The organism is Hydrogenophaga bisanensis, assembly GCF_042665135.1.
In the GTDB taxonomy this organism is placed as follows: domain Bacteria; phylum Pseudomonadota; class Gammaproteobacteria; order Burkholderiales; family Burkholderiaceae_C; genus Hydrogenophaga; species Hydrogenophaga bisanensis.
Genome location: NZ_JBHTBX010000004.1, coordinates 226,593 through 242,923 on the forward strand (window position 1 = coordinate 226,593; position 16,331 = coordinate 242,923).

At 64.1% G+C, this 16,331-nt stretch carries 10 protein-coding genes; 9 read left to right on the plus strand and 1 reads right to left on the minus strand.

What is annotated here, in order from left to right; all coding sequences use genetic code 11:
- Positions 1-77 precede the first annotated feature (77 nt).
- From aceE to lpdA (ACFQNJ_RS08065), 3 genes are read left to right on the plus strand one after another with little or no spacing between them, the layout of a single operon-like run.
- Positions 78-2,771: a pyruvate dehydrogenase (acetyl-transferring), homodimeric type gene (gene aceE / locus ACFQNJ_RS08055; RefSeq protein ID WP_382255832.1), complete on the plus strand. Its 2,694-nt coding sequence runs from the start codon at positions 78-80 to the stop codon at positions 2,769-2,771.
- A gap of 17 nt (positions 2,772-2,788) precedes the next feature.
- Positions 2,789-4,447 carry a dihydrolipoyllysine-residue acetyltransferase gene (aceF, locus tag ACFQNJ_RS08060; protein ID WP_382255833.1) on the plus strand — a complete coding sequence of 553 codons (1,659 nt, stop codon included), beginning with the start codon at positions 2,789-2,791 and terminating at the stop codon, positions 4,445-4,447.
- Positions 4,448-4,459: 12 nt separating this feature from the next.
- Positions 4,460-6,295 (plus strand): dihydrolipoyl dehydrogenase, encoded by a 1,836-nt coding sequence (gene lpdA / locus ACFQNJ_RS08065; RefSeq protein WP_382255834.1) that lies wholly within the window; start codon positions 4,460-4,462, stop codon positions 6,293-6,295.
- Positions 6,296-6,405: 110 nt separating this feature from the next.
- On the opposite strand, the gene ACFQNJ_RS08070 is transcribed toward lpdA (ACFQNJ_RS08065), so the two are convergent.
- Complete coding sequence (locus tag ACFQNJ_RS08070) at positions 6,406-6,951, minus strand: C40 family peptidase (RefSeq protein WP_382255837.1); 546 nt, start codon at positions 6,949-6,951, stop codon at positions 6,406-6,408.
- A gap of 195 nt (positions 6,952-7,146) precedes the next feature.
- On the opposite strand from ACFQNJ_RS08070, the gene ACFQNJ_RS08075 reads away from it, so the two are divergent.
- The 6 genes from ACFQNJ_RS08075 (at position 7,147) to lpdA (ACFQNJ_RS08100) (ending at position 16,319) form a co-directional block, all read left to right on the plus strand.
- Positions 7,147-7,752: an isochorismatase family protein gene (locus ACFQNJ_RS08075; protein ID WP_382255839.1), complete on the plus strand. Its 606-nt coding sequence runs from the start codon at positions 7,147-7,149 to the stop codon at positions 7,750-7,752.
- Between the two features lie 137 nt (positions 7,753-7,889).
- Positions 7,890-9,797 carry a propionate--CoA ligase gene (locus ACFQNJ_RS08080; protein WP_382255841.1) on the plus strand — a complete coding sequence of 636 codons (1,908 nt, stop codon included), beginning with the start codon at positions 7,890-7,892 and terminating at the stop codon, positions 9,795-9,797.
- 127 nt (positions 9,798-9,924) lie between these two features.
- Positions 9,925-10,299 (plus strand): ArsR/SmtB family transcription factor, encoded by a 375-nt coding sequence (locus tag ACFQNJ_RS08085; RefSeq protein ID WP_374640544.1) that lies wholly within the window; start codon positions 9,925-9,927, stop codon positions 10,297-10,299.
- 300 nt (positions 10,300-10,599) lie between these two features.
- Positions 10,600-13,479 (plus strand): 2-oxoglutarate dehydrogenase E1 component, encoded by a 2,880-nt coding sequence (locus ACFQNJ_RS08090; protein WP_374640504.1) that lies wholly within the window; start codon positions 10,600-10,602, stop codon positions 13,477-13,479.
- An 89-nt stretch (positions 13,480-13,568) separates the two neighbouring features.
- A complete protein-coding gene (gene odhB, locus ACFQNJ_RS08095) occupies positions 13,569-14,828 on the plus strand; it encodes a 2-oxoglutarate dehydrogenase complex dihydrolipoyllysine-residue succinyltransferase (protein WP_382255844.1) in 1,260 nt (419 codons plus the stop codon).
- 63 nt (positions 14,829-14,891) lie between these two features.
- Positions 14,892-16,319 carry a dihydrolipoyl dehydrogenase gene (gene lpdA, locus ACFQNJ_RS08100; protein ID WP_382255847.1) on the plus strand — a complete coding sequence of 476 codons (1,428 nt, stop codon included), beginning with the start codon at positions 14,892-14,894 and terminating at the stop codon, positions 16,317-16,319.
- Positions 16,320-16,331: the final 12 nt, after the last annotated feature.

A 16,331-nucleotide genomic window follows, 5' to 3' on the forward strand; every position in this document is an offset into this window, starting at 1 on the left:
ACAATCGGATTGTGTGAGAATTCCGGCAGACAATCCTCCGGCCATCGGGCCGGTCTTCCACGAACAGGAGACAGCACATGTCAGCGATCCCCCCCCAGCCCCAGGGTGACATCGACGCCCAGGAAACCCGCGAATGGATGGAGGCGCTGGCCGCCGTCATTGAAAAAGAGGGCCCCGAGCGCGCTCACTTCCTGCTGGAGCAGCTGCTCGAGGAAGCCCGCCAGAACAGCATCGACATGCCGTTCTCGGCCAACACCGGCTATGTGAACACCATCGAGCCAACCGAAGAGGCCCGCTGCCCCGGCAACATCGAGATCGAAGAGCGCCTGCGCGCCTACATGCGCTGGAACGCCATGGCCATGGTGGTCAAGGCCAACCGCCACAACCCGGAAGATGGTGGTGATCTGGGTGGTCACATCGGTTCCTTCGCTTCGCTGGCCCACATGTTCGGCGCCGGCTTCAACCACTTCTGGCACGCCGAATCCGAGAACCATGGTGGCGACTGCCTGTACATCCAGGGCCACGTGTCGCCCGGCGTGTACGCCCGCGCCTACCTCGAAGGCCGCCTGACCGAAGAGCAACTGCTGCACTTCCGCCAGGAAGTCGACGGCAAGGGCCTGTCGAGCTACCCGCACCCCAAGCTGATGCCCGAGTTCTGGCAGTTCCCGACCGTCTCGATGGGCCTGGGCCCGCTGATGGCGATCTACCAGGCGCGCTTCCTGAAGTACCTGCACGCCCGCGGCATCGCCAACACCGAGAACCGCAAGGTCTGGGTGTTCTGCGGCGACGGTGAAATGGACGAGGTCGAGTCGCTGGGCGCCATCAGCCTGGCGGCGCGCGAAAACCTGGACAACCTGATCTTCGTGGTGAACTGCAACCTGCAGCGCCTGGACGGCCCGGTCCGCGGCAACGGCAAGATCATCCAGGAGCTTGAAGGCGAATTCCGCGGCTCCGGCTGGAATGTGATCAAGCTGCTGTGGGGGTCCAACTGGGATCCGCTGCTGGCGCGCGACAAGGACGGCGCCCTGCGCAAGATCATGATGGAGACGCTGGACGGCGACTACCAGGCCTTCAAGGCCAACGACGGTGCCTACGTGCGCAAGCACTTCTTCGGCCGCGACCCGAAGGCGCTGGAACTGGTCTCGCACATGAGCGACGACGACATCTGGGCCCTGCGCCGCGGTGGTCACGATCCGCAGAAGGTCTATGCCGCGTACCACAAGGCCGTCAACCACAAGGGCCAGCCGACTGTCCTGCTGATCAAGACGGTCAAGGGCTTTGGCATGGGCAAGGCCGGTGAAGGCAAGAACACGGTCCACCAGACCAAGAAGCTGACCGACGAGGACATCAAGTACTTCCGCGACCGCTTCAACATCCCGATTCCGGACAGCGAGCTGCCCAAGATCCCGTTCTACAAGCCGGCTGACGACACGCCGGAAATGCAGTACCTGCACGAGCGCCGCAAGGCCCTGGGCGGCTACCTGCCCAAGCGCCGCACCAAGGCCGACGAGAGCTTCACCGTGCCCTCGCTGGAAACCTTCAAGGCCGTGCTGGAGCCGACCGCCGAAGGCCGTGAGATTTCCACGACGCAGGCCTATGTGCGATTCCTGACCCAGCTGCTGCGCGACCAGGCCCTGGGTCCGCGCGTGGTCCCCATTCTGGTGGATGAGGCCCGCACTTTCGGCATGGAAGGCCTGTTCCGCCAGGTCGGCATCTACAACCCCGCGGGCCAACAGTACACCCCGGTCGACAAGGACCAGGTCATGTACTACAAGGAAGACAAGGCCGGCCAGATCCTGCAGGAAGGTATCAACGAAGCCGGCGGCATGTCCAGCTGGATCGCGGCGGCCACGTCGTACAGCACCTCGAACCGCATCATGGTGCCGTTCTATGTGTACTACTCGATGTTCGGCTTCCAGCGCATCGGCGACCTGGCCTGGGCGGCCGGCGACATGCAAGCCCGCGGCTTCCTGTTGGGCGGCACGTCCGGCCGGACCACACTGAACGGCGAGGGCCTGCAGCACGAAGACGGCCACAGCCACATCCTGGCCGGCACGATCCCGAACTGCATCAGCTACGACCCGACCTTCGCGCACGAGGTCGGCGTGATCCTGCACCACGGCCTCAAGCGCATGGTGGAGAAGCAGGACAACGTCTTCTACTACCTGACGCTGCTCAACGAGAACTACGCCATGCCCGGCCTGACGCCCGGCACGGAAGAGCAGATCATCAAGGGTATGTACCTGTGCAAGCCCGGCGCCGAGGGTGACAAGCGCGTGCAGCTGCTGGGCTCCGGCACCATCCTGCGTGAGTCCATCGCTGCCCAAGCCCTGCTGGCCACCGACTGGGGCGTGCAGGCCGACGTGTGGAGTTGCCCGAGCTTCAACGAACTGACCCGTGACGGCCAGGACTGCGAGCGCTGGAACCTGCTGCACCCGACCGAGAAGCAGCGCGTGCCCTTCGTGTCGCAGCAACTGGCCAACCACGCCGGCCCGGTGGTCGCTTCGACCGACTACATGAAGAACTACGCCGAGCAGATCCGTCCCTTCATTCCCAAGGGCCGCGAGTACAAGGTGCTGGGCACTGACGGCTTCGGCCGCAGCGACTTCCGAAGCAAGCTGCGTGAGCACTTCGAGATCAACCGCCACTACATCGTGGTCGCCGCCCTGCGCGCGCTGGCCGATGAAGGCAAGCTGCCGCTGGCCAAGGTCGCGGAGGCGATCCAGAAGTACGGCATCAAGACCGACAAAGTGAACCCCCTGTACGCCTGATAACCGGAGACAAGAACATGGCACTGATCGAAGTGAAAGTCCCGGACATCGGCGACTTCGACGAAGTGGCGGTCATCGAACTGCTGGTCAAGGTGGGCGACACGGTCAAGGCCGAGCAGTCGCTGATCACGGTCGAGAGCGACAAGGCCTCGATGGAAATTCCGTCCAGCACGGCCGGCGTGGTGAAAGAAATGCGTGTGGCGCTGGGCGACAAGGTGAAGGAAGGCTCGGTGGTGCTGGTGGTGGAAGCCGCTGGTGACGCCGCTGCTCCGGCGCCGGCTGCTGCGACTTCCTCTGCGGCACCGGCACCTGTGGCGGCTCCGGTCGCCGCTCCGGTGGCTGCACCGGCAGCCACGGGCCCGGTCGAAGTGCGTGTGCCCGACATCGGTGACTTCAAGGACGTCGCGGTGATCGAGGTGTTCGTCAAACCCGGCGACGCCATCAAGGTCGAGCAGAGCCTGATCACGGTCGAGTCCGACAAGGCCTCGATGGAAATCCCGTCCTCGCACGCTGGCGTGCTCAAGGAACTCAAGGTCAAGGTCGGCGACAAGGTCAACATCGGTGACCTGCTGGCGATTCTGGAAGGTGTCGCGGGCGTGGCAGCGCCGGCTCCGGCCGCCGCCGCTCCGGTGGCTGCGCCAGCTGCGGCTCCCGCTGCCGTGGCCGCTCCGGTCGCTGCGGCGTCTGCACCCGCCGCTGCCGCCGCACCCGCCCACAACCCCACCGCCACCCCGGCGCTGGGTCTGCCGCACGCCTCGCCGTCGGTGCGCAAGTTCGCCCGCGAACTGGGCGTGCCGCTGGAAGAGGTCAAGGGCTCGGGCCCGAAGGGCCGCATCACGGCAGAAGACATCCAGTCCTTCACCAAGTCGGTCATGGCCGGCAGCCTGCAGACCAAGGCACAGGCCGCCAAGGCCCCTGCGTCGGGCGGTGGCGGCGGCTCCGAGCTGGGCCTGATCCCCTGGCCCAAGGTGGACTTCGCCAAGTTCGGACCGATCGAGCGCAAGGAGTTGGGCCGCATCAAGAAGATCAGCGGCGCCAACCTGCTGCGCAACGCGATCATGATCCCGGCCGTCACCAACCACGACGACGCCGACATCACCGACCTCGAAGCCTTCCGCGTGGCCACCAACAAGGAGAACGAGAAGAGCGGCGTCAAGGTCACGATGCTGGCCTTCCTGATCAAGGCATCGGTCGCCGCGCTCAAGAAGTTCCCCGAGTTCAACAGTTCGTTGGACGGTGATGCGCTGGTCTACAAGAACTACTGGCACATCGGCTTCGCGGCCGACACGCCCAACGGTCTGGTGGTTCCGGTCATCAAGGACGCCGACAAGAAGGGCGTGCTGCAGATCAGCCAGGAAATGGGTGAGCTGGCCAAGAAGGCGCGCGACGGCAAGCTCGGTCCGGCCGACATGTCCGGCGCCACCTTCACGATCTCGTCGCTGGGCGGCATCGGTGGCCGTTACTTCACGCCCATCATCAACGCGCCCGAAGTCGCCATCCTCGGCGTCTGCAAGAGCCAGATGGAGCCGGTGTGGGACGGCAAACAGTTCGTGCCACGCCTGATGCTGCCGCTGTCGCTGACCTGGGACCACCGCGTGATCGACGGCGCCGCAGCCGCGCGCTTCAACGCCTACCTCGGCCAGATCCTGAGCGACTTCCGTCGCGTGCTGCTGTAAAGGAACCGGAACATGGCACTCATGGACATCAAGGTTCCCGACATCGGCGATTTCGACGAGGTCGCGGTCATCGAAGTGCTGGTCAAGGTGGGTGACACCATCAAGGCCGAGCAGAGCCTGATCACGGTCGAGTCCGACAAGGCCTCGATGGAGATTCCTTCGTCGCACGCTGGCGTGGTGAAGGAGCTCAAGGTCAAGCTGGGCGACAAGGTCAGCGAAGGCTCGGTGGTGCTGGTGCTGGACGCTGAGGGCGCCGCGGTGACTCCTGCACCGGCCGCCGCCCCCGCACCGGCTGCTGCGCCTGCCGCCGCACCCGCTGCGGCCCCGGCCGCTGCGCCGGTGGTGGCCCCCGCGGCCGCCAGCTTCGGCGGCAGCGCCGACATCGAATGCGACGTGCTGGTGCTGGGCGCCGGCCCCGGTGGCTATTCGGCCGCCTTCCGCGCCGCCGACCTCGGTCTCAAGGTCGTGATCGTCGAGCGTTACGCCCAACTGGGCGGCGTCTGCCTGAACGTGGGTTGCATCCCGTCCAAGGCGCTGCTGCATGTGGCGGCGGTGATGGACGAGGTCTCGCACCTCGGCGACCTGGGCGTCGAGTTCGGCAAGCCCACGGTGAGCGTGGACAAGCTGCGCGCCCACAAGGAAAAGGTCATCGGCAAGCTGACCGGCGGCCTGGCGGCCATGGCGAAGATGCGCAAGGTCACCACCGTGCGCGGCTACGGCGCCTTCGTTGGCCCCAACCACGTCGAAGTGGAAGAGACGACGGGTACCGGCCAGGACAAGACCGGCACCAAGAAGGTCGTGGCCTTCAAGCGCGCGATCATCGCCGCCGGTTCGCAGGCCGTGCGACTGCCGTTCTTCCCGCAGGACGAGCGCATCGTGGATTCGACCGGCGCGCTCGCGCTCAAGGGCGTGCCCAAGAAGATGCTGATCGTCGGCGGCGGCATCATCGGCCTGGAGATGGGCACGGTCTACAGCACGCTCGGCGCGCGCCTGGACGTGGTCGAGATGATGGACGGCCTGATGCAGGGCGCCGACCGCGACCTGGTCAAGGTCTGGGAAAAGATGAACAAGGGCCGCTTCGACAACATCATGTTGAAGACCAAGACCGTGGGCGCCACGGCCACGCCCGATGGCATCAAGGTGCAGTTCGAGGGCCTGGACGGCAGCAAGAGCGAAGGCACCTACGACCTCGTGCTGCAGGCGGTGGGCCGCACGCCCAACGGCAAGAAGATCGCTGCCGACAAGGCCGGCGTGGCGGTGACCGACCGCGGCTTCATCAACGTCGACATCCAGATGCGCACCAACGTGCCGCACATCTTTGCCATCGGCGACATCGTGGGCCAGCCCATGCTGGCGCACAAGGCGGTGCACGAGGCGCACGTGGCGGCCGAAGTCATCGCCGGTGAACTGCAGGGCAACCCGGAGCTGGCCGCGGCCGCTTTCAACGCCCGCGTGATCCCCAGCGTCGCCTACACCGACCCCGAGGTGGCCTGGGTGGGCCTGACCGAGGATCAGGCCAAGGCGCAGGGCATCAAGGTCAAGAAGGGCCTGTTCCCCTGGACGGCCTCGGGCCGCGCCATCGCCAACGGCCGCGACGAAGGCTTCACCAAGCTGCTGTTCGACGACTCGCCCGAGGCCCATGGCCACGGCAAGATCCTGGGCGGCGGCATCGTGGGCACCCATGCGGGCGACATGATCGGCGAGATCGCACTGGCCATCGAGATGGGGGCCGACGCGGTGGACATCGGCAAGACCATCCACCCGCACCCCACGCTGGGCGAGAGCATCGGCATGGCGGCGGAGGTGGCGCACGGTAGCTGCACCGATTTGCCGCCGAGCAAGAAGTAAGCGTCTTCGCCACGGCCCGAAGCAAAAAGCCCCTGACGGGAAACCGTCCGGGGCTTTTCCTTGGCCTGGTTGGGCAGCGCCGCTGCAACGAGCGACCCGGCTGCCTCGGACTACTCGATCCCGCCGTCGATCACGCGTCGTGCACCGTTGTAGCGGGTCTGCCAGTAAGCCCCTCTCATGTCTTCCACCCGGACTTCGGATCCCTTGCGGGGCGAATGGATGAACATGCCATCACCCACATAGATGCCGACGTGGCTGAATGCCCGTCGCATCGTGTTGAAGAACACCAGATCACCCGGTTTGAGCTCATGCCGATCGATCACACGCGTCGCGGCCGCCTGTTCGTCAGCACGTCGGGGAAGAATTTTGCCCAGTGACTGCTCATAGACGGCGCGAACAAAGCCTGAACAATCAAAGCCGGTTTCGGCACTGTTGCCACCGTACCGGTAGGGAACCCCGAGAAAGCCCATGGCGTTCATGACCAGTTGCGACGCGTGCAAACTGGCGGCGTCCCGTGCTTCAGCCAGTCTGTCAATCAGGCCGCGTTCCACCAGGAGCGAGTCCATGTCCTGATAGGCGGGCGAGGGCTCCGCCCAGGAAAAACCTGGCGCGAACATTCCCGCCGCCATGACGGTACTGATCAGTACTTTGCGCATTCCGCGAGCCTAATGCCGGCTTCTTTGCAAGTCAAGTGAGAAAACGGTGGGAGCCCATTGATTTTTCGTGACTTTTTGTCAGGCCATCGATCCGTGTCCAGCCTGTGGGTGGAACACGCAGGTGCCATTTCCCCGAACCGGAGGGTCAGGGCACAATCAGGTCAGATTCCATCAACGATCCAAGAAACCTGCGCCATGCTGCTCGATGCTGCCGATTCCCAACTGGTCCTGGTCGATTACCAGGAAAAACTCATGCCCGCCATTCACGATGCGGCTTTCGTACAGGCCAACGCCCTGCGATTGGCCAACGCAGCCCGTCTGTTGAAGGTGCCCGTCTGGGGGACGGAGCAGGTCCCTGAAAAGCTGGGTCAGAACATCCCGGCGCTGCGGGAGTTGTGCCAGCGCACTGTCACCAAGCACCATTTCAGTGCCGTGGCTGATGGCTTGGTGGAATGCCTCCGTCCGCCCCAGAGACCGGCGGGAGGGAACGCGCGCAGCCTGCCCAAGCATCTGCAGAAGCCGCAGGCGCCCTCAGCTCCGGAGCGTGCGACGGTGGTGGTGGCCGGTTGCGAGGCGCACGTTTGCCTGTTGCAGACAGCCCTTGAACTCATTGAAGAGGAACTGGACGTGTGGGTGGTGACCGACGCGTGTGGATCGCGCACCGAACGCAACCGGGACGCGGCATTTGATCGGCTCGCGTCGGCCGGTGCCGAGCTGGTGACCACCGAAATGGTGCTTTTTGAGTGGATGCGGACGGCCCAGCATCCGGCTTTCCGGGATATTCAGGCGCTGATCAAGTGAGGCCCTGATCCGGCAGGGCGGAAGAAGGACGCCCTGTCAGTCTCCAGCAAGTCTGACATTCATAATTATGAATTCAGTTTCGGGCCTGTTTTTTCATGGTCCGTTTTGCGTTTGCCGACATCCCGCAGGAGACCGAGATGAGTACGTCCCAGAGCTACGCCGAATTTCACCGCCGTTCGATTGAAGACCGCGACGGTTTCTGGCGTGAGCAGGCCCAGCTGATCGACTGGCACAAGCCGTTTGATCAGGTCTGCGACTACAGCAATCCGCCGTTTGCCCGCTGGTTTGCCGGCGGCCAGACCAACCTGTGCCACAACGCGGTGGACCGTCATCTCAAGGACCGGGCCGATCAGAACGCGCTGATCTTCGTCTCTACCGAGACCGACACCGAAAAGGCCTACAGCTTTCGGGAGCTGCATGCCGAGGTCAACCGCATGGCGGCCATCCTCAAAGGGCTCGGGGTGGGGAAGGGGGACCGTGTCCTGATTTACATGCCGATGATTGCCGAGGCCTGTTTCGCGATGCTGGCCTGTGTGCGCATTGGCGCGATCCACTCGGTGGTGTTCGGTGGATTCGCCAGCCACTCGCTCGCCAGCCGGATCGACGATGCCAAGCCCGTGGCCATCATCAGTGCCGATGCCGGCATGCGGGGCGGCAAGGTGGTGCCCTACAAGCACCTCCTGGATGAGGCGATCTCGCTGGCTGGCCATAAGCCGGCGAAAGTGCTGATGGTCAACCGCGGACTGGCCGACCTTGCGTCTGTTGCCGGCCGCGACGTGGACTACAGCGCTGAGCGTGCCAAGGTCATGGACGCGCAGGTGCCCTGCGAGTGGGTGGACAGCACGCACCCGAGCTACATCCTGTACACCTCCGGCACGACCGGCAAACCCAAGGGTGTGCAACGCGACACGGCAGGTTACGCCGTGGCGCTGGCCGCCTCCATGAAGCACATCTACATGGGTGAGCCGGGTGAAACCTATTTCTCCACCTCCGACATCGGCTGGGTGGTGGGCCACAGCTACATCATCTATGGCCCGCTGATCAACGGCATGGCCACGATCATGTACGAAGGCCTGCCCATCCGCCCGGACGCCGGCATCTGGTGGAGCCTGGTCGAGAAGTACAAGGTGTCGGTGATGTTCTCGGCACCCACTGCGGCCCGCGTCCTCAAGAAGCAGGATCCTGCCTTCCTGACCAAGTACGACCTGTCGAGCCTCAAGGCCCTGTTCTTGGCGGGCGAACCCCTGGATGAGCCGACCGCCACCTGGATTGCCGACGCGATCAAGAAACCCATCATCGACAACTACTGGCAGACCGAAACCGGCTGGCCGATCATGGCCATCTGCAACGGCGTCGAGAAGGCACCCACCAAGTTCGGCTCACCCGGCAAGGCCGTGTATGGCTACGACGTCCGCCTGATCGACGAGGGCACCGGCGAAGAGATTACCGAGCCGGGCAAGAAGGGCGTGATCGCGGTCAACGGCCCGTTGCCGCCCGGCTGCCTGCAAACCGTCTGGGGCGATGATCAGCGCTATGTCAAGACCTACTGGTCCAGCATCCACAACAAGGTCATGTACAGCACCTTCGACTGGGGTATCCGGGACGAGGATGGCTATTTCTTCATCCTGGGGCGTACCGACGATGTGATCAACGTGGCGGGCCACCGCCTGGGTACTCGGGAGATCGAGGAGAGCATCTCCAGCCATCCGAACGTGGCGGAGGTCGCCGTGGTGGGGGTGGCCGATCAGCTCAAGGGACAGGTGGCGGTGGCCTTTGCCGTCCTCAAGGACCCCGCTCAGGCGGACACGCCGGAGACCGCCAAGGCTCAAGAGGTGGCCATCATGAAGGTGGTGGACGACCAGCTCGGCGCCGTGGCGCGCCCCGCCATGGTGAAATTTGTGTCCGTGCTGCCCAAGACCCGTTCGGGCAAGTTGCTGCGACGGGCCATTCAGGCGGTTTGCGAGGGGCGCGATCCGGGTGATCTCACCACCATGGAAGACCCCGCCGCGCTGCAGCAGGTCAAGGATCTGGTCGCCAGCCGCTGAGTTCTTGTCCGGGGGGCTTCTGATCCTCCAGTGACAGGCCGCCATCGGGTGGCCTGTTGCTTTCTGGCTGGTGCGCGGGTGGCTTTGTAAGTATGATGCATGCTTATATAGACAAAGGGTCCGCATGATGGACAAGATGATCGAAGCCGACGGCAACGTCGAAAATGTCCGTGTGTTCGAGCTCGCTGCCGAGCTGTTCGGGGTGTTGTCCACGCCCATGCGCCTGCGCATCCTCAGTGCACTGTGCGACAAGGAAAAGTCGGTGTCACAGTTGCTGCAGGAAATCGACACCACCCAGCCCAATCTGTCCCAGCATCTCAACCTCCTGTACCGTGCCGGGGTTCTGGCCAAGCGCAAGGAGGGCACCCAGGTGATCTATCGCGTGCAAAGCGAACGGGCGGTGACACTGTGTCGGACGGTGTGCACACAAATCGCCATCGAGATGGACGAGCCGAGTTCCGTTCCGGCCTCCCAGCGCCTGTCGCCCCGAATTTCCGCCTGACCGGGCCCCTCGGTAGGGCTCTGCGTTGTCGCCAGCCGACAGGCGGCCAGGTGGCTGCCGCGCACGGCTGAGATGACCAACTTCGGTCGCCGCGTGCCAGGCGCCTGACCTGCTATCAATCCTGCAAACGGTACGGGTTGCCAAAAAAAGCCAACCGGCCATGTCGCGTCGGTGGCACAATTGCAGGCTGCAGTCAGGTCCTTCCAGTCACTGTCGCATCCGCCAATCGGTCCAGCCGTGTCGCGGGAGGTTTTTCAACCAGCTAATGCTTCCTTCAGGGAAGCGGAGGTCAGCGGTTCAATGAGCGAGACAAGCAACGTCTATGTTGCCTACAAAGGCAACTCGTATCTCTTCGGGGGCAACGCGCCTTACGTCGAAGAGATGTATGAAAAATATCTGGAGAATCCGGGCAGCGTGCCCGACAACTGGCGCGGTTACTTCGACGCCCTCCAGCATGTCCCGGCTTCCGACGGCACCGATGCGCGTGACGTTCCCCACTTGCCGGTGATCAACGCCTTTGCCGAGCGCGCCAAACAGGGTGGCACCAAAGTCGTGGTGGCTGCCGGTGCAGACTCTGACCTCGGCCGCAAGCGCGTGGCCGTGCAGCAGCTCATTGCCGCCTACCGCAACGTCGGCTCCCGCTGGGCCGATCTGGATCCCCTCAAGCGCACCGAGCGCGACCACATTCCCGAGCTCGACCCCGCGTTCTACGGCTTCACCGACGCCGACTACGAAACCGTCTTCAACACGAGCAACACCTTCTTTGGCAAGGAGGTGATGAGCCTGCGCGAACTGCTCAATGCCCTGCGTGAAACCTACTGCAGCTCCATCGGGGCCGAGTACATGTTCATCACCGACCAGGCGCAGAAGCGCTGGTGGCAGGAAAAGCTGGAAACGATCCGCAGCAAGGCATCCTTCAATGCCGAGAAGAAGAAGCACATCCTCGACCGCCTGACCGCGGCCGAGGGGCTGGAGCGCTTCCTTCACACAAAATACGTCGGCCAGAAGCGCTTCTCGCTGGAAGGCGGGGAGAGCTTCATTGCCGCGATGGACGAGGTCATCCAGCAAGCCGGTGCCAAGGGCGTGCAGGAAATCGTCATCGGCATGGCCCACCGGGGTCGCCTGAACGTGCTGGTCAACACCCTGGGCAAGATGCCCAAGGACCTGTTTGCCGAATTCGATCACACCGCGCCGGAAGATCTGCCCGCCGGTGACGTGAAGTACCACCAGGGCTTCAGCTCGGATGTGTCCACCGCCGGTGGTCCGGTTCACCTGAGTCTGGCGTTCAACCCGTCGCACCTGGAGATCGTGAACCCGGTGGTCGAGGGCTCGGCCCGCGCCCGCATGGATCGTCGTGGCGATGTGGATGGCAACCAGGTGCTGCCGGTGCTGGTCCACGGTGACGCGGCTTTCGCCGGTCAGGGTGTCAACCAGGAAACGCTGGCGCTGGCACAGACCCGTGGATATCGCACGGGTGGCACGGTCCATATCGTCATCAACAACCAGATCGGTTTCACCACATCCGATCCCCGGGATCTTCGCTCGACCCTGTATTGCACCGACATCGTCAAGGGTTACGAGGTACCGGTGCTGCATGTCAACGGCGATGATCCGGAAGCGGTGGTGCTGGCCGCCCAGCTGGCTGTCGAGTTCCGCATGACCTTCCGCAAGGACGTGGCCATCGACATCATCTGCTTCCGCAAGCTGGGTCACAACGAGCAGGATACCCCCAGCCTGACCCAGCCGCTGATGTACAAGAAGATTGCGCAGCACCCCGGCACGCGCAAGCTGTACGCAGACCGTCTGGCCGCACAGGGCCTGGGCGAGACCCTTGGCGACGAGATGGTCAAGGCCTACCGGGCCGCACTGGACGCAGGCCGCCATACGGTCGATCCGGTGCTCACCAACTTCAAGAGCAAGTACGCAGTCGATTGGGCACCGTACCTGGGCAAGAAGTGGACGGACCAGGCCGATACCGCCATTCCGCTCACCGAATGGAAGCGGCTGGCCGAGAAGATCACCACGATTCCGGCCACGGTCAATGCCCACACGCTCGTCAAGAAGGTGTACGACGACCGTGCCGCCATGGGCCGCGGTGAAATCAATGTCGACTGGGGCATGGGCGAGCACATGGCCTTCGCCTCGCTGGTGGCCAGTGGCTACCCGGTGCGCCTGTCGGGTGAGGATTGCGGTCGGGGTACCTTCACCCACCGTCACGCCGTCATCCACGACCAGAACCGTGAGCGCTGGAGCGAAGGCACCTATGTGCCGCTGCAGAATGTGGCTGACAACCAGGCTCCGTTCGTGGTGATCGACTCCATCCTGTCCGAAGAGGCTGTGCTGGCCTTTGAATACGGCTACGCATCGAACGATCCCAGCACCCTGGTGATCTGGGAAGCCCAGTTCGGTGACTTCGCCAACGGTGCCCAGGTCGTCATCGACCAGTTCATTGCCTCCGGCGAGGTAAAGTGGGGCCGCGTCAACGGCATCACGCTGATGCTGCCGCACGGCTACGAAGGCCAGGGTCCGGAGCACAGCTCGGCCCGCCTGGAGCGCTTCATGCAGCTGGCCGCCGACACGAACATGCAGATCGTGCAGCCGACCACGGCCAGCCAGATCTTCCACGTCCTGCGTCGTCAGCAGATCCGTGACCTGCGCAAGCCGCTGGTCATCATGACGCCCAAGTCGCTGTTGCGCAACAAGGATGCCACCTCTCCGCTGTCCGAGTTCATCAAGGGCGGCTTCCAGACGGTCATCCCCGAGAACAACGAGGCCGTGATCAAGAAGGCCGACAAGGTCAAGCGCGTGATCTGCTGCTCGGGCAAGGTTTACTACGACCTGGTCAAGAAGCGTGAGGAAAAGGGTGCCGACGATGTGGCCATCATCCGCGTCGAGCAGCTCTATCCGTTCCCGCACAAGGCTTTTGGGGCTGAGATCAAGAAGTACCCGAACGCCACCGACATCGTCTGGTGCCAGGACGAGCCGCAAAACCAGGGGGCCTGGTTCTTCGTGCAGCACCAGATCCACGAGAACATGCTCGATGGACAGAAGCTGGGCTATGCCGGTCGTGCCGCCTCCGCCTCGCCGGCGGTCGGTTACGCCCACCTGCACCAGGACCAGCAGAAGGCCCTGATCGAAGCGGCCTTCGCCAAGCTCAAGGGCTTCATCCTCACCAAATGAACGATCCGGTGTTGTGAGCCCTGCGTCCCGGCCGCTGGCCGGGACACTGCCTGGGCCACGCCCCTCGAAACCATACAGGTAGACCAAACATGGCAATCGTAGAAGTCAAGGTTCCGCAGCTCTCCGAATCCGTGGCCGAAGCCACCCTGCTGCAGTGGAAGAAAAAAGCTGGCGAGGCTGTCGCCGCCGACGAAATCCTGATCGAGATCGAGACCGACAAGGTCGTGCTCGAGTGCCCCGCACCTGCCGGTGGCGTGCTGGTTGAGATCGTGCAGGGTGACGGTGCCACCGTCGCCGCCGACCAGGTCATCGCCAAGATCGACACCGCCGCCGTGGCCGGTGCCGCTGCTCCGGTGGCTGCTGCGGCCCCTGCCGCGGCCGCGCCGGCTCAGGCCGCGGCCGCTCCAGCAGCAGCCGTGTCCACCAGCAAGGCCGGCGTGGCGATGCCGGCGGCTGCCAAGCTGATGGCTGATGCCGGCATGGCGCCCGGCTCGGTCGCAGGTACCGGCAAGGACGGTCGCGTGACCAAGGGCGATGTGCTGGCTGCCGCTTCGGCGCCCAAGGCCGTCGCTGCGCCGGTGGCCATTCCGACCGGTGCGCCGACCAAGGTACTGCCGCAGGTGCCTACCGTGGCTCCTGACCTGGGCGACCGTCCGGAAGAGCGCGTGCCGATGACCCGCCTGCGCGCCCGCGTGGCCGAGCGTCTGCTGCAGTCGCAGGCCACCAACGCCATCCTGACCACGTTCAACGAAGTGAACATGGCACCCGTGATGGAGATGCGCAAGAAGTTCCAGGAGAAGTTCGAGAAGGAACATGGCGTCAAGCTCGGCTTCATGAGCTTCTTCGTCAAGGCCGCCGTGCATGCGCTCAAGAAGTATCCGGTGCTCAACGCCTCGGTCGATGGCAACGACATCGTCTACCACGGCTACTTCGACATCGGTATCGCTGTCGGTTCGCCGCGTGGTCTGGTGGTGCCGATTCTGCGCAACGCCGACCAGATGAGCTTTGCCGACATCGAGAAGAAGATTGCCGAGTTCGGCCAGAAGGCCCGTGATGGCAAGATCGGTCTGGACGACCTCACCGGTGGCACCTTCTCCATCTCCAACGGCGGCACCTTCGGCTCCATGCTGTCGACGCCCATCATCAACCCGCCGCAGTCGGCCATCCTGGGCGTGCACGCCACCAAGGACCGCGCCGTGGTGGAGAACGGCCAGATCGTCATCCGCCCGATGAACTACCTGGCGATGTCCTACGACCACCGCATCATCGACGGCCGCGAAGCCGTCCTGGGTCTGGTGGCCATGAAGGAAGCGCTGGAAGATCCGGCCCGCCTGCTGTTCGACATCTGATCGGCCAAGCCTTGATATCAACGCCCCTTCGGGGGCGTTTGTCCAACCTCACAGGAAAAGAACATGTCCCAAGCATTTGATGTCGTCGTGATCGGCGGCGGCCCCGGCGGCTACATCGCCGCCATCCGCGCAGCGCAACTGGGCTTCAAGGTGGCCTGCATCGACGAGTGGAAGAACGCCGCTGGTGGCCCCGCTCCTGGCGGCACCTGCACCAACGTCGGCTGCATCCCGTCCAAAGCGCTGCTGCAGTCGTCCGAGCACTTCGAGCACGCCAACCACCACTTTGCCGACCACGGCATCAGCACCGGCAAGGTGACAATGGACGTGGCCAAGATGATCGCCCGCAAGGACGGCGTCGTGAAACAGAACAACGACGGCATCCTGTACCTGTTCAAGAAGAACAAGGTCACTTTCTTCCACGGCCGTGGCTCCTTCGTGGCCGCCGCCGAGGGCGGCTACCAGATCAAGGTTGCCGGTGCTGCCGAGGAAGTCATCAGCGGCAAGCAGGTGGTGATTGCCACCGGCTCCAATGCCCGCCAACTGCCGGGCGCCGAGTTCGACGAGGTCAACATCCTGTCCAACGACGGCGCGCTGCGCGTGGGCGCCACGCCCAAGAAGCTGGGCGTGATCGGCTCCGGCGTGATCGGCCTGGAAATGGGGTCGGTGTGGCGTCGTCTGGGCGCCGAAGTCACCATCCTTGAAGCGCTCCCGACCTTCCTGGGCGCGGCGGACGAGGGCGTGGCCAAGGAAGCCCTGAAGGTGTTCACCAAGCAGGGCCTGAAGATCGAGCTGGGCGTGAAGATCAGCGAAGTCAAGAACGGCAAGAAGGGCGTGTCGGTGGCCTACACCAACGCCAAGGGCGAAGCCGTGTCGCTGGACGTGGACAAGCTGATCGTGTCTATCGGTCGTGTGCCCAACACCATTGGCCTGAACCCCGACGCCGTGGGTCTCAAGCTCGACGAGCGCGGTGCCATCGTGGTGGACGACGAGTGCCGCACCAACCTGCCTGGCGTGTGGGCGGTCGGTGACGTGGTGCGCGGTCCGATGCTGGCCCACAAGGCCGAGGAAGAGGGCGTGGCGGTGGCCGAGCGCATGGCCGGCCAGCATGGTCACGTCAACTTCAACACCATTCCCTGGGTCATCTACACCAGCCCCGAGATCGCCTGGGTCGGTAAGACCGAGCAGCAGCTCAAGGCCGAGGGGGTGGCCTACAAAGCAGGCCAGTTCCCCTTCCTGGCCAATGGCCGTGCCCGCGCGCTGGGCGACACCACCGGTTTCGTCAAGATCCTGGCCGATGCCAAGACCGACGAAATCCTGGGGGTGCACATCATCGGCCCGATGGCGTCCGAGCTGATCGCTGAAGCCGTGATGGCGATGGAGTTCAAGGCATCCGCCGAGGACATCGCCCGCATCTGCCACGCGCACCCGTCGCTCTCCGAGTCGACCAAGGAAGCCGCGCTGGCGGTGGACAAGCGCACCCTGAACTTCTGATCGGGAACAGCC

Bases quoted from the DNA above. Each gene is read 5' to 3' on its own strand.
- ACFQNJ_RS08080 (WP_382255841.1), top strand. From the start codon at position 7,890: ATGAGTACGTCCCAGAGCTACGCCGAATTTCACCGCCGTTCGATTGAA.
- aceF (WP_382255833.1), top strand. From the start codon at position 2,789: ATGGCACTGATCGAAGTGAAAGTCCCGGACATCGGCGACTTCGACGAA.
- ACFQNJ_RS08090 (WP_374640504.1), top strand. From the start codon at position 10,600: ATGAGCGAGACAAGCAACGTCTATGTTGCCTACAAAGGCAACTCGTAT.
- ACFQNJ_RS08075 (WP_382255839.1), top strand. From the start codon at position 7,147: ATGCTGCTCGATGCTGCCGATTCCCAACTGGTCCTGGTCGATTACCAG.
- odhB (WP_382255844.1), top strand. From the start codon at position 13,569: ATGGCAATCGTAGAAGTCAAGGTTCCGCAGCTCTCCGAATCCGTGGCC.
- aceE (WP_382255832.1), top strand. From the start codon at position 78: ATGTCAGCGATCCCCCCCCAGCCCCAGGGTGACATCGACGCCCAGGAA.
- lpdA (WP_382255834.1), top strand. From the start codon at position 4,460: ATGGCACTCATGGACATCAAGGTTCCCGACATCGGCGATTTCGACGAG.
- ACFQNJ_RS08085 (WP_374640544.1), top strand. From the start codon at position 9,925: ATGGACAAGATGATCGAAGCCGACGGCAACGTCGAAAATGTCCGTGTG.
- ACFQNJ_RS08070 (WP_382255837.1), bottom strand. From the start codon at position 6,951: ATGCGCAAAGTACTGATCAGTACCGTCATGGCGGCGGGAATGTTCGCG.
- lpdA (WP_382255847.1), top strand. From the start codon at position 14,892: ATGTCCCAAGCATTTGATGTCGTCGTGATCGGCGGCGGCCCCGGCGGC.